Here is a 19,320-nt window from a genome sequence, read left to right on the forward strand (position 1 = left end):
AGAGCCATGACCGGCCTGTCCACGCTCCACCGCCCCCCGCAGCCCGCGGCGCCCGCCGGCTACACCGTCACCCTCGCCCGGGACGAGGCCGACGTGCGCGCCGCGCAGCGGCTGCGGCACGATGTCTTCGCCGGTGAGCTGGGCGCCCTGGTGGCCGGCCCGGAGCCGGGGTACGACACCGACGCCTTCGACGCCTACTGCGACCACCTGCTCGTCCGCTCCACCGCGACCGGGCAGGTCGTCGGCACCTACCGGCTGCTGCCGCCGGAGCGGGCCGCGGTCGCCGGCCGGCTCTACTCCGAGGGCGAGTTCGAGCTGGGCGCACTGGACGCCATCCGCCCGGGCCTGGTCGAGGTCGGCCGCTCCTGTGTGCACCCCGACCACCGCGACGGCGCCGTCATCGGCCTGATCTGGGCCGGCATCGCCCGCTACATGACCGACCGGGGCCATGAGTGGCTGGCCGGCTGCTGCTCGGTGCCGCTCGCCGACGGCGGTGCCCTCGCCACCGCCACCTGGCACCGGGTCCGCGAGAGGCACATGGCGCCCGCGGAGTTCCGGGTACGGCCGCTGCTGCCGTGGCACCCGGGTGCCGAGACCCCCGCCGACCGGACGGAACTGCCCGCCCTGCTGCGCGGCTACCTCCGCCTCGGCGCCTGGGTGTGCGGGGAGCCCGCGCACGACCCGGACTTCGGCGTCGCCGACCTGTATGTGCTGCTGTCGATGCGCCGGGTCAACCCGCGCTATCTGCGGCACTTCCTCTCCCTCGTGCCCGCCTGATGAGCGTCTGGCTGCCCAGCGCGCCCTGCACCCCGGGCGCCTGCGTGGAACGGGCCCGGGCCGCCGCGGCCGTACCCCGGGCCGTGCTGCGGCTCACCGCGGTCGCGGCCCTGGTGCTGGCCGGGATCGTGCTGTCGCCGCTCGGCGGGAGGATCCCCGCAGCATGGGTCGGGCGGTGGTGCCGGGCGATCGTCCGGGCCATCGGGGTCCGGGTCCGCTTCACCGGCACCGCCGTACCGGCCGGCGGGGTGCTGCTGGTCGCCAACCACGTCTCCTGGCTGGACATCCCGCTGCTCACCGCCGTACGCCCGGCCCGGATGCTCGCCAAGGCCGAGGTCCGGCGGTGGCCCGTGGCCGGCGCGCTCGCCGCGCGCGGCGGAGCGCTGTTCATCGAACGCGACCGGCTGCGCGCGCTGCCCGGGACGGTCGGGCGGATCGCGGCCGCGCTGCGCGAAGGGGCGGCCGTGACCGCGTTCCCCGAGGGCAGCACCTGGTGCGGGCGGGCCCACGGCCCCTTCCGCCGGGCCGTCTTCCAGGCGGCGCTGGACGCGGACGTGCCCGTACAGCCGGTCCGCCTGCGGTACCGGCAGGACGGCGGCGGACCCGGCACCGCGGCCGCGTTCGTCGGCGAGGACACCCTGTTCGCCTCCCTGTGGCGGGTCGCCCGCGCCCGGGACCTGAGGGCCGAGGTGGAGATCCTCCCGGCCATCCCGCCCGGCCGCCACACCACCCGCGCGTCCCTCGCCAGGGCCGCCCAGCCCGCCCGCGTGGGCGAACCGGACCGGACGCACGCCGTGCCGGACCCCGCTCGGGTGGGCCAGAAGGCGCCCGCGCCGCAGCCGACCTGATCCGTAAGAAGGGCCCTAGACCGGCCGTACGACCTGCTCCGCCAGCCGCAGATAGGCCTGGACGGTGGCCGTGCGCAGGTCCTTCAGCTCCCACCGCGGTGACTGGAGCGCGGTGTCGAAGGGCACCTGCACCACCTGCTCCGGCCGGATGTTCAGCTGCCGGTGGACGTCCCTGGGCACCCCGCGCCGGCTGGAGCCGTCCGTCCGGGTGTCCACGACGACCGCCTGGTCCGCCAGACCGTGCCGGCCGGCCGCCCGCAGCTCCTCGAAGGTGCGCACCACGGCGCCCTGGAGCCAGTGCGTGGTGCCGCAGCACACCACCAGCCGGTCGGTGAGGTCCAGGACCACGTCCGCCGACGGGGTCAGCCGGACGGGCGCCCAGTCGGTCAGCACAAGGGAGTAGTACGGCGCCGTATGGGCCAGCACCCGCACATACTCCTGGGCGTGCGTGGAGTTGGGCCCGTTGTGCCCCCGGCGGATCGCAAGCACCTCCAGGCCGGAGGGCAGCCGGGTGGTGAGCGCCCGGATCTCCTCGTACGACGGCTCCAACGGCAGGGCGGCCAGGTCCCGGGGGACCGCCCGGTTGCGGTCGCGCGGCAGGAAGGAGGCGAGCGCGCCCTCGGTGGCGGCCCCGTCGAAGGCGAGCACCGGCTCGGCCCGCACCCCGGCCAGCAGGGAGCCGAGCGCCATCGTCGCGGTGGCCCGGCCGCTGTAGTGGCCGGCGCCGATCAGCGTCACCCGCAGGCTGTGCCGCAGCGGGGCGCGCAGCCGCGCCAGGCGGCCCAGCGCTTCTCTGCGCGCGGTGCCGAAGCGGGGCAGGGCCAGCAGCGGTTCGGCCCGCGCGGCCGGCTTCGGCGGGGTGAGCGGCACGGGCTCCGGCACCCGCGTGCCGGTCTGCGGGCCCGGCACCGGGACGTCGCCCGCGAACCGCGCCCGGGCCAGCGCGATGTACTTGGCGAGCGCGTCGGCGACCTCGCTGGCGGTGGGCCGGGCGGCCGGGTCGTCGCCCAGACAGCGCAGCACGAGAACGCGCAGCGGCTCCCAGCCGTCGCCCTGCCACAGGTGCATGCCCTCCGGCAGGTTGGGCACGTCCACGCCGGCCTTGCTGCTGATCAGCTGGAGCAGCGAGCCCAGCGCCCGCATGCTGTCCGCGACGGTCGGCGCGGGACCCGGGCCCACCCAGCGGCCGTCGACGGCGTAGTCGGACAGATCGGCGAGGATCACGGTGCGGCGCAGCACATAGACGCTGTCCATGCCGAAGTCGGCGGGCACCAGGCCGCCGGCGTGGCACAGCGCCAGCGCGTTCGCCAGATGCCACGAGACCAGCAGCCCGCGCACCAGGTCGAACGGCGCGGTGCCGCGCTGGAGGGAGCGGGCGAACACCTCCGACAGCCGCTGCGGTTCCCCGGTGGTGTCGCCGTCGCGGACCGGTGCCATCGCGAGCCACGGCGGGGAGTCGGAGAGCCCGGTCGCGAGCAGCGCCGGCGCGTACTGCCCCTGCAACCGGGCGAGCGCCTCCGCCTCCACCTCGATCAACTGGGCGTTGGCCGCCGGCAGATCGGGCCGCGGAACGCGCAGCACCGCCTCGCCGCCGTTGCGGTCCACGCCCCGGTAGAGCACGGTACGGCGGCCCCGGCGCCGGTCGTGCAGGGTGTAGCCGCCGAGCCGGACCGGGTCCGCGTCGGTGAGCGGCATCCAGTCGTCGCCGGACGGCGCGGCGGCCTCCGTCCGGGAACCGGGCAGTCCCGGCGTCCGCTCGAACGACACCCCGAAACGGGCGAGGAGCCGGCGCTCCACACTGGTGAACGGCTGGTGGGTACCGGGCAGACGGGCGGAGCCGTCCGGATGCGCCAGCCAGGCCGGGAAGTCGGGGGAGTTGCCCGCGAGTTCCTCCAGGTGCGCGCCGATCCGCCGGCTGGTGCGCAGCAGTTCGGCCTGTGGCACCGAGTCCAGGAGCACCGCCTTGGACTCCTCGGAGAAGTCGAACACCCGGTGCTTGACGGGCAGCGGGCCGGGCACCGGCGCCGGGTGCGGCCGGACCAGGCCGCCCAGGAACACCTCCGCGAGATGCGAGGTGGTGGCCGGCCAGGGCACCGCCGACTGCACCAGCCGCATCACCGGCACCGACAGCGGCGAGACCGCCGCGAGATGCGCCGCCAGCCGGTACGCCTCCGGGGTGGCCGCGTCCCGGAAGTGCTGGGCGCTGGTCAGCCCCCGGGCGGCGGTCACGCTGCCGTACGGGTCGGGGCGGGTCAGCAGGGGCAGTTCCACGGTGGTGCCGGGGGAGGCGAGCAGCCGGGCCCAGCCGCGCAGCGACTCGGCGGACGGCTCCAGGACCGGCACCGGCACGCCGTCGAACTCCGGCAGCACCGGATCGCTGATCTCCCAGGCCGTGTTGGCGCCGCCGATCCGCCGCGTGGTGACCTGCCAGCGTTCCGCGGCGATCCCGGACGCCTCCCACATGTCCGGCGGCAGCGTCTGCACGACGGCGACCGGTCCGTGCGCCGCCCACCGCGCCAGCAGCCGGTGCAGGGCGCCGGACCGCCAGGCGGAGCCCATGCCGTCGCTGACGACCAGCACCAGGGTGCGGCCGGAGGGATCGTTCACCGTGCTCAGCGGCAGGGCGCCGCTGTCCGGCCGGAACGGGCGGGCGCGCAGACAGGGCGCGCGGGACCCGCGGGAGTCGAGGCCGAGGACCCGGGTGGTGCCGAAGGCGCCCAGCCGTTCGAGCAGGGTGCGCAGTTCGGCGCCCAGCCGGTGCCACAGCAGCATCGACAGACCGTCGTCCACCAGCAGCACCAGATTCAGCCAGCGCTCCCGCACCGGCCGCTCCACCACATCGGCGAGGCCCGTCTCGGCGAGCTGCGCGGCGGTGCGCTCCTCGTCGATCTCGGTGCGGTGGCGGCTGTCCAGGCGGCGCCGCAGCGGCCGGAGCGCCCGGCCCAGCTCCAGCTCGTCGGCGAGTGCCTTGTCCTCCGGCACCCGCACCGGCATCGCCCGCCGGGGCTCGGGGGCGGACGCGGCGAGCCGCACCTCCACGGCGGTGCCCTCGTCGGCCGCCCCGTACAGGGAGGGCGAGGTGAGGTCGGGCAGATCCGGGTCGTCCGGGGTCGGCGGGGGCGGCTGCGGGGCGGTCTCGCCGGGCTCGGGGGCCGGCACCTCGGCCGGACGGCCCGGCGTGGGCGGCGGCTCCCGCAGCAGCGGCGCCTCCGCGCCCGCGGGCAGCCGGCGGGCGAGCCACAGCACGTCGAGGACCTGCTCCGCGTCCAGGTCACGGCCGCAGGCGGCCAGCACCCGCAGCACCTCGGCGATCCGCTCACCCCCGCCCGGCACGGTCACAACGCCCCGGTGAGCTGGTGCAGTACGGCGTCCAGCAGGCCGTCGGCGTCCAGGTCGATACCTCCGGTGCGCAGGAACACGGCGTTGAGCAGCTGGTCGGTGGCGAGTTCGCCGAGCGCGCGGCGGCGCAGGAACACGTCGATCAGGTCGTCCGCCTCCCGCAGCGCCTCCTCGCCGAGGTGCGCGGCGACGATGGTGCGCAGCCGCTCCTCGTCCGGCACGGGCAGCTCCAGCCGGAGACAGCGGCGCAGGAACGCGGGCGGGAAGTCCCGCTCCCCGTTGCTGGTGATGATCACGACGGGGAACTCCGCGCACTGCACCAGCCCCTGGTGCACCCGGACCGTGCCCCGGTGGTCGGAGGTCTGCACCTCCACGTCGGCGGTGCCCTCGGGCAGCCGGACCAGCTCCTTGATCTCGAAGTAGCCCTCCTCGAACACGGTGAGCAGGTCGTTGGGCAGGTCGACGTCGCCCTTGTCCATCTCGTCGATGAGCAGACAGCGCGGCGCGGCCGACGCCACCAGCGCCGTACCGAGCGGGCCGAGCCGGATGAACTGGCCGATGGACGGCTCACTCTCGCCGCGGTCCCGGCTCAGCGTGGTCTCGCGCAGCCGGCCGATGGCGTCGTACACGTACAGCGCGTCCGGCACGGTCGAGCGGCTGGTGACGGACCAGCGCAGCAGCTCGCCGAGGCACAGCTCGTGCGCGACGGCCCGGGCCAGGGAGGACTTGCCGGTGCCCGCGGGGCCGGTCACCAGCAGCGGACGGCGCAGGTGCAGTGCCGCGTTGACGATGTCGGCGTGCCGCGGGTCGATCACGTACGGCAGTCCGGGGCGCCGGGCGCGCTCCGGGGTGAAGCGGCGCCAGGGCGGCGCCGCGGGCAGGGCGACGGCCCGGGGGGTGCCGTCACCCCGGAACAGCCGCCAGTCGGCGTCGGAACCGGACGTCATGGGCCCTCCTGGGGTTCGGACAGGTGCAGTCGGGGCACGGTGCGGTCGGCGTCGGCCCAGGCGAGGACCGGACGCCCGGGGAACTCGGGTGGATTGGCCTGGGCGTTGGCGCGGTAGTGGTGGACGCCGTCGGGCAGTTCGCGGGTGGCGACCCGCTCCATGTGCCGGACGCTGTGCGAACCCCCGTCCTCCCGGCGGTCCCACATCACCACAGGTATGCCCAGCGCCAGACAGGTCTGCACGATGCGGTCCCGGGGCGGCCCGGGGGGTACGTCCACGGAGACGCGTACCGTGTCGAGTTGGTTGACAAGCCGGGAGTAGAGCGTGTCCCGGTCCAGCGGCTCGTCCACGACCAGCGTCTTGCCGGAGTCCAGGCGGCTCCAGCGGCTGCGCCAGCGGGAGACGAACCGGCCGTTGCGGCGCAGGAGTTCCGGGCAGTTCACGACCAGCGGGAACTCCACCCCCAGCACCCCGGGCACCAGTTCGGCCGGGTCCCGGACCGCCCACTCGTCCACGGGCAGGTTCAGCGCGCTGCGGTCCACCAGCACCTCCACCAGGGGCGGCCGTTCGTCCTCGGCCGGCGGGGTGAGCGAGTCCAGGACGCGCAGCACCTCACGGGCCGCCTCCGAGGCGGAGTACGACGTCGTGCTCTCCGCGGAGACCTGCCGCGGACCGGCGCCCTCGTCGCACCAGATCCGCAGCCGGTGCCGGTTCCGGCCGGCCTTCGTCACCTGCACCAGGACCCGCACCCGGGCGTCCCGGCCGGCTGCCGTACGGGCCCACTCCTGGGCGTCGTAGCGCCGTTCGCCGAGCGCCGAGCGCTGGATGCCGAGCCGGGCGGCCACCCCGTCCGCCCACATCCGTAACAGCGCCCGCTGGGTGTCCGGGGCCAGCGCGGCGACGTACTCCACCACCCGCAGCAGGGCGGGGACCCGGCGCTCCCCGTCGCTCGCACGGCCGTCGCCGGACAGGGCCTCCAGCTGGTCGAGCAGCCCCTCCACGGTGCCGCCGCCGGGCCGGGCGGCGAGATGCGGCAGCGCGGCCCGGACCACCTCGGGGAAGCGGCTCAGCAGCGCGGGATCGAGGGCGCGCAGATGCCCGCGCAGCTCGGTGTCCTCGGCCGGGGACAGCAGCCGGGGCGTGCGGGACTGGGCGCCGGCCAGGAGCAGCCGGTCGGTGGCGCCGGGATCGTCCCGGCGCAGGATCCCGCTCAGCGCGGCCAGCGCCCGCGGATGCGTCAGCAGGAACGCGGCGAACTCCTCCGGGGTGGGCGGCACCACGTCACTGCCGTGCCCCACCCCGCACTGCCGGGCCAGCCGCCGCGCGTAATCGCCCCGCGTGCTGGGCGAGGGCAGCGCGTCCTCGATGGTCCGCAGCAGCAGCCAGTAGGCGTGGTCGTCGGGGTCGACCCGCTCCGGCCGCAGCCCGTCCAGCGCACCGAGCGGGCGCAGTTCGGCCTCCACGGCCTGCCAGGGCAGCACCCAGCTGCGCCGGATGACCTGCTGGAAGCTGGGCGGCAGCGGCCGTCCGGCGGCGTCCACCGGCAGGAAGTGCCCGACGACCACCCCCACCACCGCCTGCTCCTTGCGGCACCACAGCGGGCCGCCGCTGTAGCCGGGGCTGACGGCCATGCCGGTGGGCGCGCCGTCCACATAGGCCAGGGCGCCGTGCAGACCGGCGACGGTGAGCCGGGCGAGGGTGGAGGGGTTGCCGCTGCCGTGCCAGGCGGCCAGTTTCTGCCCGACGGACAGGGCGGCCTGTCGGGGCGCGGGCGGCAGCCCGGCGGCCGGCGCGTCCACCCGCAGCACCGCCAGGTCGCCGCGCCACTCGACGCTGCCCGCGCGCACCGCGCCGCCGTCCGGGGCGCGCGGCGGGATCCAGTGCGCCACCCGGGCGAGGTGGCTCTGTCTGGCCTGCCTGTCGTAAGAGACATCGACCGTGACCTCGTCGACGACGGGTGCCCGGGAGTCGAACATGTCCCGGCCGAGCGCCGCGTTGACGACATGCGCACAGGTGAGCACCGTGTCCGGGCCCAGGACGAAGCCCGCCCCGGCGGACTTGCCGTCATGGGCGCGCCGGACCGACACGACATGCAGGGAGGGATCGGCGAAGCCGTCCCCCGCGGCAGCGAACCACCCCACCCGTCACCCCGCGGGCGTCGATGCGGGGCCCGGGCCCGGCTTCCAGCTGGCGGTGACGGTGAGATGCGCCTGCCCGGCCGCCCCGACGACCCCGAACTTGAGGTCCTGGCCCACCTGCACACCGAAGGTCACGCTCAGCTCGGTGGGCGGGTCGGGCACCGCCGTGGCGGCGTCGTGGACCTCCTGGAGCAGCGGGCCGATGGGGCTCAGCGCGCCGCGCAGCGCGGCGGCCGCGAAGTTGGCGACGGCGCGGCCGGCCGCGCCGACCGGCACCACCCGGCCCATGCCCTCCGGCAGATCGTCGTCCGCGGGAAGGGCCGCCGCGCCCTCCCCGGGCGCGAGCAGGAACCGGACCGGTGTGCCGTCGTCGAGTGCGAGACCGGGTGCGGGATCGGGCGAGAGATCGGGTGATGAGGACACGATCACCAGTATGGTCACGAGCGACGGATGGGACCGCGGGATGCCCAACTCGGTTACGTCATTGATGCATTGGGCACCCGTCGCACTCCGGACTCAGGGCAGCACCCGCGCCAGATACGGCGCCGTGGCACTGTCCGGCGCGGTGGCCACCTGCTGCGGCGGCCCGGCCGCCACGATCCGGCCGCCCCGGTCGCCGCCGCCCGGACCGAGGTCGATCACCCAGTCGGCGCCCGCGACGACCGTCATGTCGTGCTCGACCACCACGACCGTGTGCCCGGCGTCGACCAGCCCGTGCAGCCGGTCCATCAGCACCTCGACATCGGCCGGATGCAAGCCGGTCGTCGGCTCGTCCAGCAGGTACAGGGTGTGACCGCGCCGGCCCCGCTGCAACTCGCTGGCCAGCTTGATCCGCTGCGCCTCCCCGCCGGACAGCTCGGTCGCCGGCTGGCCGAGCCGGAGATAGCCGAGCCCCACGTCGAGCAGTGTGCCCAGGCTGCGCGCCGCGGCCGGGCTGTCCGCGAAGAACTCCGCGGCGGCCTCCACGGTCAGGTCCAGCACCTCGGCGATGCTGCGCCCCCGGTAGGTCACCTCGAGCGTCTCGGGGTTGTAGCGGGCGCCGCCGCAGTCCGGGCAGGGCGCGTAGGTGCTCGGCAGGAACAGCAGCTCGACGCTGACGAACCCCTCGCCCTGGCAGGTCTCACAGCGCCCGCCGGCCACGTTGAAGGAGAACCGCCCCACGCCGTAGCCGCGTTCCCCGGCCGCGGGGGTCGCCGCGAACACCTTCCGTACGACGTCGAACAGGCCGGTGTACGTGGCCAGATTGGAGCGCGGGGTCCGCCCGATCGGCTTCTGGTCGACCCGGACCAGCCGGTCGACGCCCTCCGCCTCCTCCGTCAGCGCGCCGATGAGCGTGGACTTGCCGGAGCCGGAGACACCGGTGACGGCGGTGAACGCGCCGAGCGGGAACGCGGCGGTCACCGCCCGCAGATTGTGCCGGGTCACCGGTCCCACCGTCAGCCAGCCGCGCGGCTCGCGGACCGCCCGCGCCGGGCCCGGTGACTCGTCGAAGAGGAAGGCGGCCGTCGCCGACTCCTCGACCGACGCCAGCTCGGCCGGTGGCCCGCTGTACAGCACCCGGCCGCCGTGCTCGCCCGCCCCGGGACCCACGTCCACCAGCCAGTCGGCGCCGCGCACCACCTCCAGGTGGTGCTCCACCACGAACACCGAGTTCCCCGCCGCCTTCAGCCGGTCCAGCACCGTCAGCAGTGCCTCCGTGTCCGCCGGGTGCAGTCCGGCGGAGGGCTCGTCCAGCACGTACACCACGCCGAACAGCCCGGAGCGCAACTGTGTGGCGAGCCGCAGCCGTTGCAGCTCGCCCGCCGAGAGGGTGGGGGTGGCCCGGTCGAGGCTGAGATAGCCGAGACCCAGCTCGACCACGGGGGCGATCCGGGACTCCAGGTCCGCGGTGAGGACCTGGGCGGTTCGGGTGCCGCCGCTGTCGGCGAGAACCGCGGCCAGGTCGGTCAGCGGCAGCGCCGCCAGCTCGGCGATGGTCCGCCCGTCGAAGGTCACCGCCAGCGCCTCGGGCCGCAGCCGGCTGCCCCCGCAGGCCGGGCAGGGCGCGCTGGTCAGGAAGCGTTCCGCCTTCGCCCGCAGCGTGGCCGACTTGGTGTCCGAGAAGGTCTTCAGCACATACCGGCGGGCGCTCATGTACGTGCCCCGGTACGGCCGTTGGATGCGGTCGGCGTCCCGTACCGGGTGCACGGTGACGACCGGCTGCTCGTCGGTGAACAGGATCCACTCGCGCTGTTCTGCGGGCAGTTCACGCCAGGGCCGGTCCACGTCGTACCCGAGCGTGTCCAGGATGTCCCGCAGGTTCTTGCCCTGCCAGGCGCCCGGCCAGGCGGCGACGGCCCCCTCGCGGACGGACAGCGTGGGATCGGGGACCAGGAGTTCCTCGGTGGTCTCGTGCACCTGGCCGAGGCCGTGGCACTGCGGGCAGGCACCCGCCGCCGTGTTCGGCGAGAACGCGTCCGAATCGAGCCGCTCGGCGCCGGGCGGGTAGTCACCGGCGCGCGAGAACAGCATGCGCAGGGAGTTGGAGAGGTTGGTGACCGTACCGACCGAGGAGCGGGAGCCGGGGGCGGAGCGCCGCTGCTGGAGGGAGACCGCGGGCGGCAGCCCGGTGATCTCGCCGACCCTGGGCGCCCCGACCTGGTGGATCAGCCGGCGCGCGTACGGCGCGACCGACTCGAAGTAGCGCCGCTGGGCCTCGGCGTAGAGGGTGCCGAAGGCCAGGGACGACTTCCCCGAGCCGGACACGCCGGTGAACACGGCCAGGACGTCCCGCGGGATGTCGACGTCGACACCCTTGAGGTTGTGCTCACGGGCGCCGCGGACGCGGACGTACGGGTCATGGGGGTGGTGCATGGGGGCAAGACTCTACCCGCCCATGTCCGGTCAAGCCTGCGGAGGGGGGTTTCCCTGGTCGCGGCCCAGCTGCTCGTCGATGCGCCGCTGTGCGTCGTCGACCTGCGACTGGTACTTGTTCCCGGTCCGCGCGTCGAAGGCGTCACCGGCCTTGTCGACGCCCATCCGGGCCTGGTCCTCGTGGCCCTTGAGCAGACCCTTGAGCTTGTCCAGCATGGACATGGCAGCCCTCCTCGTCGCTTGGGTTCCCTCCCAGGGTCACCGGGGCGGGCGCGGTTCGCATCTCGGGCCCTCAGGACCCGGGCGCGAACAGCCCGGCGAGCCGCCGGTAGGAGTCCAGCAGCGCGGCACGGTCGTATGTGCTGGTGGTGACCAGGATCTCGGCGGCGCCCGTCTCCTTGAGCACCGTCTCCAGCTCCCGGGCGACCTGTTCGGCGGTGCCGGCGATGTGCCGGGCGAGCCCGGACTCGTACAGGTCCCGCTCCCTTACGGTCATCGCGCGGGCCTCGATCTCCTCGGCGGGGGCGAGGGGCGGGAAGGTGCCATGGGTGCGCGCGTACGCCATCGACCAGGCCTCCGGCACCAGCAGCCGGCGCGCCTCCTGCTCGGTGCCGGCGACCGCGACGGTGCCGGAGACCACGACGTACGGCTCCGCCGCCCAGGGGGAGGCCCGGAACAGCGAGCGGTACTGGTCGATCCCGCGCAGCAGCTTCTCGCGGCCCCGCAGATCCCCGATGACCAGGGGCAGACCGGCGCGGGCGGCGATCGCCGCGCCCTCGCCGATCGCCAGCACGAACGGCGGTACGCGCAGGCCCTCGGACGGGCGGGCGTGCACCCCGGTGGGCGAGGTCCCGGTGAAGAACTCCAGCAGTTCGCCCAGCTGTGCCGCGAAGTCCTCGGCGTCGCCCCGGTCCCGGCCGAGCGCCCTGCGCACCCCGTCCGTGAAGCCGACGGACCGGCCGAACCCCATGTCGATGCGGCCGGGGAACAGCGCCTCCAGCACCCCGAACTGCTCGGCGACGACAAGGGGCCGGTGGTTGGGCAGCATCACCCCGCCGGTACCGACCCGGATCCTCCGGGTGGCCCCGGCGACCGCCGCCGCGAGCACGGTCGGCGCGGAACCGGCGACGCCGGGCACACCGTGGTGCTCGGACACCCAGAAGCGGTGGTAACCGAGCGCCTCGACCTCGCGCGCCAGCGCGACGGTGTCCCGCAACGCCTCACCGGGCGGCCGGCCCTCGCGCGTACGGGAACGGTCGAGAACGGAGAACCGGGTCCGGTCGATCAGTGCGCTGCTCACACAGGGTTCAACGCGTACGAGACCCGGGGATTCCCGCTGCCGGGAGGGTGGCTGGGCGGGTGGCATGGTGGGGTGCGGGGCGCTGACAGGTGGTTGACCACTGTGTGCCGGTCGGCACCGGGATGGCCGGGGGCGTGGCGAAGTGGGGGGCGCTGGTTAGGGTTCGGGTGTGAGCGATGACAGCAGACGGCCGATCGCCGTGTTCGATCTCGACAACACCCTCGCGGACACCGCCCACCGGCAGCGCTTTCTGACCACGCGGCCGAAGGACTGGGACGCGTTCTTCGCCGCCGCGCCCCAGGACCCGCCGCTGGAGCGCGGGGTGGCGCTGGCCGTGGAGACCGCCCTCACCTGCGAGGTCGTCTATCTGACGGGCCGCCCCGAGCGGTGTCGCCGGGACACCCTCGACTGGCTCGCGCAGCACGGGCTGCCCGAGGGGCGGGTGCACATGCGGAGCAACTCCGACCGCAGGCCGGCCCGGTTCACCAAACTGGAGACGCTGCGCCGGCTCGCCCGGGACCGCGAGGTCCGGATGCTGGTGGACGACGACGATCTCGTCTGCGACGACGCCGAACGCGCCGGGTTCACCGTCGTACGGGCCCGGTGGGCGGTGAAGTCGGCAGCCCTGGAGGAGGCCCAGGAGCGCGAGGGCCGTACCTGAGACCCGGCCCGGCGCCCGGGCGGGTCAGTCCTCGTCCTCGATGCGGAAGCCCACCTTCATACACACCTGCCAGTGCTCGATGTGCCCGTTGTCGAGCTGGCCGCGGATCTGCGTCACCTCGAACCAGTCCAGGTTGCGCAGGGTCTGGCCGGCACGGTCGATGCCGTTGCGAATGGCCTGGTCGACGCCCTCGTGGGAGCTGCCGACGATCTCGGTCAGCCGGTATGTGTGGTTCGACATGGTTCCACGGTGCCGCATCCGGGCCCGGCCCGCACGGCGTCGAGGCCAGGGGCCGTATTCCCACGGGACCTTGACCTCCGCATTGGTCCATACCAAAATCCAGCACACCCCGTTCGAGCACCGGCTGCTCGACCCCCCACGCCGGGACCCCGCCCTGTCCGCACCGCCCAGGCCAGACAGAACAGGACCCCTCGTGAGACGTCGTCGCCTGCTCGCCCTCCTCTGTGTCACCGGATCCCTCCTCGGCGCCTGCGGGCTGCTGCCGGGCGGGCACGAGCGGAAGACCGTCACCGTGTGGCTGATGCAGGACAGCGCCTCGGCGGACTTCCTCGAACGCTTCACCGCCGACTTCGAACGCACCCACCAGGACCTGCGCCTGGACATCCGCATCCAGCAGTGGACCGGCATCGTCGAGAAGGTGCGCGCCGCGCTCCAGGACCACTCCGGGCACGGCCCCGACGTCATCGAGGTCGGCAACACCCAGGTGCCGCTGTACGCCGACGGCGGCCGGCTCGCCGACCTGACGCTGGACGCGATGCGCGACTGGGACATGGACACCTGGCTGCCCGGCCTCGCCGAACCCGGCAAGGACGGCAACAAGCAGTACGGCATCCCCTGGTACGCGGCCAACCGCGTCGTGATCTACCGCAAGGACCTCTTCGCCCGGGCCCGGATCACCCGGCCGCCGCGCACCCGTGCCGAGTGGCTCGCCGACACCGAGCGGCTCGACACCGGTGGCGACCAGGGCATCTACCTGGCCGGCCAGGACTGGTACACCCTGTCCGGCTTCATCTGGGACGAGGGCGGCGATCTGGCCCGGCAGCGGGACCACGTGTGGGAGGGTGCCCTGGACTCCCCGGCCGCGCTGCGTGGCATGGCCTTCTACCGGCGGCTCCAGGCGCTGGGCGCGGGGCCGGTGGACGCCGACGAGGAACACCCGCCGCAGGCCGGCGTGTTCGCCGGCGGCAAGGTCGCCCAGATCGTCGCCGTACCCGGGCTCGCCCAGGCGATCGTGCGGCAGAACCCGGGGCTGAAGGGCAAGCTGGGCTTCTTCCCGGTGCCCGGCCCGACCGCCGCACGGCCCGGCACGGTCTTCACCGGCGGCTCCGACCTGGTCGTCCCGGAGAACACCAAGGACCAGTTCGCGGCCACCGCCGTGGTGGGCGCGCTCACCGGCGCCAAGTGGGACACCGAACTGGCCCGCACCATGAACTACGTGCCCAACAGGAGCGCCCTCGCCGCCTCCGTCGCGGACGAGGCGGGGGTCGCCGCCATGGCCGTGGGCGCGGCGCACGGCCGGGCGACCCCGAACACCCCTCAGTGGGCCGACGTCGAGGCCGACAACCCGATCAAGCGGTACATGACCCGGGTGCTGACCGGGGCGGACCCGGCGACCGAGGCCCGCAGGGCCTCCCGGAAGATCACCGAGGCGCTCGCTCCGGACCTCGGCTGACTCAGCGCGCCACGCTCAGCGACAGCGCGAACCGGCCCTGCTCGTCCGTCCACCAGTGGGTCAGGTCCAGGCCCACCGCGGCGAGTTCACGGGTCACACCCTCCTTCCGGAACTTCGCGGACACCTCCGTGCGCAGCTCCTCGCCCGCCGCGAACTCCACCGCGAGACCGAGCGCGGGCACCTTCACGGTCTGCGCGGTACGGGAGCGCAGCCGCATCTCGATCCATTCGCGCTCGGCGTCCCACAGAGCCACGTGCGCGAAGGCGTCCGGGTCGAAGTCGGCGCCCAGCTCGCGGTCGATGACGGCCAGCACGTTCTTGTTGAAGGCGGCCGTCACACCGGCCGCGTCGTCGTACGCCCGGACCAGCACCCGCTCGTCCTTGACCAGGTCTGTGCCGAGCAGCAGCCCGTCGCCCGGGGCGAGCAGCCTGCGCACCGAGGCCAGGAACTCCGCGCGTTCGGCCGGGAGCAGATTGCCGATCGTGCCGCCGAGGAAGGCCAGCAGCCGGGGCCCCGGCGTGGTGGGCAGCGCCAGCGGGGCGGTGAAGTCGGCGATCAGCGCGTGCACCTCCAGCCCCGGGCGCTCCGCGACGAGTGCCTGCCCGGCCTGGCGCAGGGCGCTCTCGCTCACGTCCACCGGGACATAGGCGGCGAGCCCGGTCAGCGCGTCGATCAGATAGCGGGTCTTCTCCGAGGAGCCCGAGCCCAGCTCGACCAGGGTCCGGGCACCGCTCGCGGCGGCGATCTCGCCCGAGCGGACCGCGAGGATCTCCCGTTCGGCGCGCGTCGGGTAGTACTCGGGCAGCTCGGTGATCTCATCGAACAGCTTGCTGCCGCGGGCGTCGTAGAACCACTTCGGGGGCAGCGACTTGGGGTTTGCGGTGAGGCCGCGCAGGACGTCGGCGCGCAGCGCGGCGTCCGTGGCGTCCTCGGGGAGGGTGCGGGTGACGTGCAGGGGACTCAACGGCAGGGCTCCTTCTCGGTTGCGGGCGCCGGATCCTCCAGCGGGGCGAGCAGCACGCCGGCGCGGTTCGCGGTGAGCACGGTGCGGTCGGGGGCCTCCTGCCAGAGCGGGTCGTCGTCGTACGGCTCGGAGGCGACGACCGTCCCGCGACCGGGCTCCGTGCGGTACCAGAGGCTGTCGCCCCAGGCGGTGGCGGCGATCGTGTCGCCGTCGGTCAGCAGCAGGTTCAGCCGGGCGGCGGGCGCCGTCCGGGCGACCAGCCGCACCGTCTCGCCCAGCGCCAGGTCCGGCTCGTCGCCGGAGTGCAGCCGGTGCAGGACCAGCGCCCAGACGAACGCCGAGTCGGTGCGGGCCGCGAGCGCGAGCAGCTCGGCCGGGGGCAGCGCGGACAGCAGCGGCGCCGCCGTGTCCGGCCAGCCCGCGATGGCGCCGTTGTGACTGAACAGCCACCGCCCGGCCGCGAACGGCGCCGCCGCGGCCTCCGCGTCGGCGCCCGCGAGGGTCGCGTCGCGGACGGCGGCCAGCACGGCGCCGGAGCGCACCACCCGGGCCAGGTCGGCGAAGGAGAGGTCCGCCCAGATCGGCCCGGCCCGCCGGTAGCGGGCCGGCACCGGATCGTCCGGGGCGTACCAGCCCACCCCGAAGCCGTCGGCGTTGACGGTGCCGTAGCGCTGCCGGCGCGGCGCCCACGACTGTCGCAGCAGACTGTGCGGGGGCTGCACGAGCAGCGTGCCGAGCGGTGTCTCCGGGCCGACATAGGCGATGTGACGGCACATCAGCAGGGCTCCGAGCAGGCGGTGCGGAAGCCGGAGAAGATCTGCCGCCGGATCGGGTAGTCCCAGTTGCGGAACGTGCCCCGGCAGGCCACCGGGTCCACGGCGAACGAACCGCCGCGCAGCACCTTGTAGTCGGAGCCGAAGAACACCTCCGAGTACTCCCGGTACGGAAACGCCCGGAACCCCGGGTACGGCAGGAAGTCGCTCGACGTCCACTCCCACACGTCACCGATCAGCTGCCGTACGCCCAGTGGCGAGGCGCCGTCCGGGTAGCTGCCGGCGGGGGCGGGTCCGAGGTGCCGCTGGCCCAGGTTGGCGTGGACCGGCTCCGGATCGGCGTCACCCCAGGGGTAGCGCCGGGAGCGGCCGGTGACCGGGTCGTGGCGGGCGGCCTTCTCCCACTCCGCCTCGGTGGGCAGCCGGCGCCCGGCCCAGCGGGCGTACGCGTCGGCCTCGTACCAGCTCACATGGAGCACCGGCTCGTCGGGCGGCACCACCTCGGTGACGCCGAACCGGCGGCGCAGCCACTGGCCGCCGTCCCGCCGCCAGAACAGCGGCGCGGAGATCCCGTGCCGCCGGATGTGCGCCCAGCCCTCCGGCGCCCACCAGCGCTCGGTGTCGTAGCCGCCGTCCGCGATGAACGCCTGGTAGGCCGCGTTGGTCACCGGGGTGGTGTCGATCCTGAACGGCGCCACCTCGCGGGTGTGCGCGGGGCGTTCGTTGTCCAGCGCCCAGGGTTCGGCGGAGGTGCCCATGGTGAAGGGGCCGCCGGGGACGAGCACGTCGGGCGGCCCGGTGAAGGGCGGGGCCGGCGCCGGATCGGGGGCGGTCAGGGCCTGCGGGCCGGTGCGCAGCTGATGGGTGATCAGCATGGTCTCGTCGTGCTGCTGCTCGTGCTGGGCGATCATGCCGAAGGCGAACCCGGCCGCGGTCAGCCGGGTGCCGTGGAAGTCGGCCGCCGCCAGCACGTCCAGGGCCCGGTCGCGCACCTCGGCCGCGTACCGGCGGGCCTCCTCGGGCGGCAGCAGCGGCAGCGTGGGGCGCTCGGCGCGCGGGTGCTCGAAGGCGTCGTACAGGGTGTCGATCTCCGGGCGCATCGCCTCCCGGCCGCCGACCGCCCGCAGCAGCCACAACTCCTCCTGGTTGCCGATGTGCGCGAGGTCCCACACCAGCGGCGACATCAGCGGGGAGTGCTGCGCGGTGAGGTCCGGGTCCTCGACACAGCTGGTCAGCAGGGTGGTGCGGTCCCGGGCCGCGGTGAGCGAGGCGAGCGCCCGGGCCCGCAGGAGGTCCGGATCGCCGCCGGTGGCGGAGGTGTCGGTCTCGGGGGCCGTCATGTGCGGATGTCCTTCCTCCCGGAGGCGGTGGGGGCGCCGCCCCCGCTCAGTACCCGGTCGTTCAGTTCGCGAACGCTCGGTCCGTCCTCGTCCAGTCCGTCCAGCAGGTCGTCGGCGGGGCAGCGGCCCCTGGCGACATAGCGGTCCCGGTAGGCGCTCACGGCGTGCAGGACGGCATCGCTCGCGCCGAGCCGGGGCAGCGCCTCCAGGGCGGCCGCGAAGCAGACGTCGGCGGCCTCGCGCAGCTCCCGGTCGGCGAGGGCGTGCCGGGCCGCGTCCACCCACAGCGGGTTGTGCGGGGCGGGCAGGCCCAGCGACCGCTCGGCGAGCGGCTTGACCGCCCGGTACGCGGCCTCGGCGGCCGCCGGATCGTCGAACAGCGCCGCCGTCACCGCGAGCGGCACCATCCAGCCGTCCGGGCCGGGCTGGGCGTCCATCATCCGCAGCTCCAGATGGCCGCGCGGCCGGACCGGCGGGAACAGGGTGGTCAGGTGGTAGTCCAGGTCCGCCCGGGTCGGCGGCCGGGGTGTGCGGGAGCGGGTCCACTCGCGGAAGGTGAGCCCCTCGGGCACCTCCCACGGCCCGCTCTCCCGGCGGACGCACATCACCGGGGCGTCCAGCACATGCCGGGCCCACGCGGCCCGCGGGTCGGCGTCCAGCGGGGGAGCGCCCGCGCGGCCGGCGCCGATCTCCGTCCACAGCAGCTGACGGGTGGACCGCCAGCCGGTGGGCCGGCGCCCGATCAGCGGGGAGTTGGCGAACGCGGCCACCAGGACCGCGCCCAGCTGGTGCGCCAGCCACCAGCGCCGTACATGGCCCAGCGGACCGGGCTCCTCGTGGCCGGCGTCCACGCACACCTGTACGGAGGCCGAGGTGCACATCATGTGCCGGCCGGCCGGACCGGTGCGGTCCAGGCAGGCCTCCATGGCGTCGTAGCGCGGTTCCCGCAGGAACCTGCGGGGCGCGTGCCAGGGGTCGTGGCCGATGCCGAGGATGCCGAGGCCGTCCTCGGCGAGCACGGCGCGGACGGCGTCCAGGTCGGCCGAGACGGTGTCCACGCACTCCATCAGGGAGGCGGCGGGCGGCGAGCTGAGCTCCAGCTGGCCGCCGGGTTCGACGGTGAGCGCCGAGCCCAGGGGTACGGCCCGCAGCCTGGCGTAGGCCGCTTCGAGCCGGTCACAGCTCACGGGAAGCTGCGGCGTCCGCAGCTCGTGGACGAGCCACTCCAGTTCCACACCCAGCGCCCGGGGCGGTCCGGTCTTGAAGCAGATGCCCCTGACCAGGGCTTCCACCTCGGCGTCGGTGAAGGCTGTCCGGGACTCCGTACAGTCGCCACCGTCGCTCTTGGAATCAGACATGTCGGGATCCTCCTGAGAGACACCACCATGTCACCGGCCCGGTCCAGGGTGGTCCGGGCCGGCACTCGTTCCACCCAAGACCCTCGCGCCGGTTCGCACAAGGGTGCCCTGCCGGATGTTCCGGATCGGTCATCCCCGTTTCCGTGCCCGTTCCCGGGACGTTCCCGGGGACGGGAAACTCCGTTGCACCGCATCACCAGCATCGCCCAGGATGCCTGCGTGAGCACGACGGGGGAGACCGCGCGGGCCGTGGTCACGGCGTCCACGGGGGTGGCGCCGTGAGCGCCGGCCCGCGCGGAACCGCCCCGGAAGCGGACGTCCGCGGCAGC

General features: G+C 74.6%; 16 protein-coding genes. 4 read left to right on the forward strand and 12 right to left on the reverse strand.

Annotated elements, in window-relative coordinates:
• Window positions 1-6: 6 nt before the first annotated feature.
• On the forward strand, window positions 7-777 hold the full coding sequence (locus tag ACZ5CZ_RS08440; protein WP_468940436.1) for a GNAT family N-acetyltransferase: 771 nt from the start codon (window positions 7-9) through the stop codon (window positions 775-777).
• Window positions 777-1,625 carry a lysophospholipid acyltransferase family protein gene (locus ACZ5CZ_RS08445; protein WP_468940439.1) on the forward strand — a complete coding sequence of 283 codons (849 nt, stop codon included), beginning with the start codon at window positions 777-779 and terminating at the stop codon, window positions 1,623-1,625. Before ACZ5CZ_RS08440 ends, ACZ5CZ_RS08445 begins: the two co-directional genes overlap by 1 nt.
• Before the next feature lie 15 nt (window positions 1,626-1,640).
• On the opposite strand, the gene ACZ5CZ_RS08450 is transcribed toward ACZ5CZ_RS08445, so the two are convergent.
• From ACZ5CZ_RS08450 to ACZ5CZ_RS08480, 7 genes are all read right to left on the reverse strand, one after another.
• Window positions 1,641-4,964 (reverse strand): SAV_2336 N-terminal domain-related protein, encoded by a 3,324-nt coding sequence (locus ACZ5CZ_RS08450; protein ID WP_468940441.1) that lies wholly within the window; start codon window positions 4,962-4,964, stop codon window positions 1,641-1,643.
• Window positions 4,961-5,911: an AAA family ATPase gene (locus ACZ5CZ_RS08455; protein WP_385846070.1), complete on the reverse strand. Its 951-nt coding sequence runs from the start codon at window positions 5,909-5,911 to the stop codon at window positions 4,961-4,963. Before ACZ5CZ_RS08455 ends, ACZ5CZ_RS08450 begins: the two co-directional genes overlap by 4 nt.
• Window positions 5,908-8,052 carry a VMAP-C domain-containing protein gene (locus ACZ5CZ_RS08460; RefSeq protein ID WP_468940444.1) on the reverse strand — a complete coding sequence of 715 codons (2,145 nt, stop codon included), beginning with the start codon at window positions 8,050-8,052 and terminating at the stop codon, window positions 5,908-5,910. Before ACZ5CZ_RS08460 ends, ACZ5CZ_RS08455 begins: the two co-directional genes overlap by 4 nt.
• Before the next feature lie 3 nt (window positions 8,053-8,055).
• Window positions 8,056-8,472, reverse strand: a complete 417-nt coding sequence (locus tag ACZ5CZ_RS08465; RefSeq protein WP_468940446.1) for a CU044_2847 family protein — start codon at window positions 8,470-8,472, stop codon at window positions 8,056-8,058.
• 93 nt (window positions 8,473-8,565) lie between these two features.
• Complete coding sequence (locus ACZ5CZ_RS08470) at window positions 8,566-10,902, reverse strand: ATP-binding cassette domain-containing protein (RefSeq protein ID WP_468940448.1); 2,337 nt, start codon at window positions 10,900-10,902, stop codon at window positions 8,566-8,568.
• A 30-nt stretch (window positions 10,903-10,932) separates the two neighbouring features.
• A complete protein-coding gene (locus ACZ5CZ_RS08475) occupies window positions 10,933-11,124 on the reverse strand; it encodes an antitoxin (RefSeq protein WP_385846063.1) in 192 nt (63 codons plus the stop codon).
• Between the two features lie 70 nt (window positions 11,125-11,194).
• Entirely contained in the window at window positions 11,195-12,202 is a 1,008-nt protein-coding gene (locus ACZ5CZ_RS08480) for an LLM class flavin-dependent oxidoreductase (protein ID WP_468940451.1), read from the reverse strand.
• A 169-nt stretch (window positions 12,203-12,371) separates the two neighbouring features.
• On the opposite strand from ACZ5CZ_RS08480, the gene ACZ5CZ_RS08485 reads away from it, so the two are divergent.
• Complete coding sequence (locus tag ACZ5CZ_RS08485) at window positions 12,372-12,863, forward strand: phosphatase domain-containing protein (protein WP_385846060.1); 492 nt, start codon at window positions 12,372-12,374, stop codon at window positions 12,861-12,863.
• Between the two features lie 24 nt (window positions 12,864-12,887).
• Here the strand turns inward: ACZ5CZ_RS08485 and ACZ5CZ_RS08490 are convergent, their stop codons facing one another.
• Entirely contained in the window at window positions 12,888-13,103 is a 216-nt protein-coding gene (locus tag ACZ5CZ_RS08490; RefSeq protein WP_385846059.1) for a dodecin, read from the reverse strand.
• A 193-nt stretch (window positions 13,104-13,296) separates the two neighbouring features.
• On the opposite strand from ACZ5CZ_RS08490, the gene ACZ5CZ_RS08495 reads away from it, so the two are divergent.
• Window positions 13,297-14,556, forward strand: coding sequence for an extracellular solute-binding protein (locus ACZ5CZ_RS08495; protein WP_468940456.1), 1,260 nt, complete (start codon window positions 13,297-13,299; stop codon window positions 14,554-14,556).
• A 1-nt stretch (window position 14,557) separates the two neighbouring features.
• On the opposite strand, the gene egtD is transcribed toward ACZ5CZ_RS08495, so the two are convergent.
• From egtD to egtA, 4 genes are read right to left on the reverse strand one after another with little or no spacing between them, the layout of a single operon-like run.
• Window positions 14,558-15,520: an L-histidine N(alpha)-methyltransferase gene (gene egtD / locus ACZ5CZ_RS08500; RefSeq protein ID WP_385846056.1), complete on the reverse strand. Its 963-nt coding sequence runs from the start codon at window positions 15,518-15,520 to the stop codon at window positions 14,558-14,560.
• The gene (gene egtC / locus ACZ5CZ_RS08505; protein ID WP_468940461.1) at window positions 15,517-16,296 is read right to left on the reverse strand and encodes an ergothioneine biosynthesis protein EgtC; all 780 of its coding nucleotides are present in this window, start codon (window positions 16,294-16,296) and stop codon (window positions 15,517-15,519) included. The genes egtD and egtC overlap by 4 nt, the downstream gene beginning before the upstream one ends.
• A complete protein-coding gene (egtB, locus tag ACZ5CZ_RS08510; RefSeq protein ID WP_468940463.1) occupies window positions 16,296-17,633 on the reverse strand; it encodes an ergothioneine biosynthesis protein EgtB in 1,338 nt (445 codons plus the stop codon). Before egtB ends, egtC begins: the two co-directional genes overlap by 1 nt.
• Window positions 17,630-18,991, reverse strand: coding sequence for an ergothioneine biosynthesis glutamate--cysteine ligase EgtA (egtA, locus tag ACZ5CZ_RS08515; RefSeq protein WP_385846051.1), 1,362 nt, complete (start codon window positions 18,989-18,991; stop codon window positions 17,630-17,632). Before egtA ends, egtB begins: the two co-directional genes overlap by 4 nt.
• Window positions 18,992-19,320 lie beyond the last annotated feature (329 nt).

Source organism: Streptomyces sp. NPDC031418 (genome assembly GCF_055581605.1).

Coding starts and splice junctions, on each gene's coding strand:
- ACZ5CZ_RS08440 (WP_468940436.1), top strand. CDS start 7: ATGACCGGCCTGTCCACGCTCCACCGCCCCCCGCAGCCCGCGGCGCCC.
- ACZ5CZ_RS08445 (WP_468940439.1), top strand. CDS start 777: ATGAGCGTCTGGCTGCCCAGCGCGCCCTGCACCCCGGGCGCCTGCGTG.
- ACZ5CZ_RS08455 (WP_385846070.1), bottom strand. CDS start 5,911: ATGACGTCCGGTTCCGACGCCGACTGGCGGCTGTTCCGGGGTGACGGC.
- ACZ5CZ_RS08470 (WP_468940448.1), bottom strand. CDS start 10,902: ATGCACCACCCCCATGACCCGTACGTCCGCGTCCGCGGCGCCCGTGAG.
- ACZ5CZ_RS08475 (WP_385846063.1), bottom strand. CDS start 11,124: ATGTCCATGCTGGACAAGCTCAAGGGTCTGCTCAAGGGCCACGAGGAC.
- ACZ5CZ_RS08490 (WP_385846059.1), bottom strand. CDS start 13,103: ATGTCGAACCACACATACCGGCTGACCGAGATCGTCGGCAGCTCCCAC.
- egtC (WP_468940461.1), bottom strand. CDS start 16,296: ATGTGCCGTCACATCGCCTATGTCGGCCCGGAGACACCGCTCGGCACG.
- egtB (WP_468940463.1), bottom strand. CDS start 17,633: ATGACGGCCCCCGAGACCGACACCTCCGCCACCGGCGGCGATCCGGAC.
- egtA (WP_385846051.1), bottom strand. CDS start 18,991: ATGTCTGATTCCAAGAGCGACGGTGGCGACTGTACGGAGTCCCGGACA.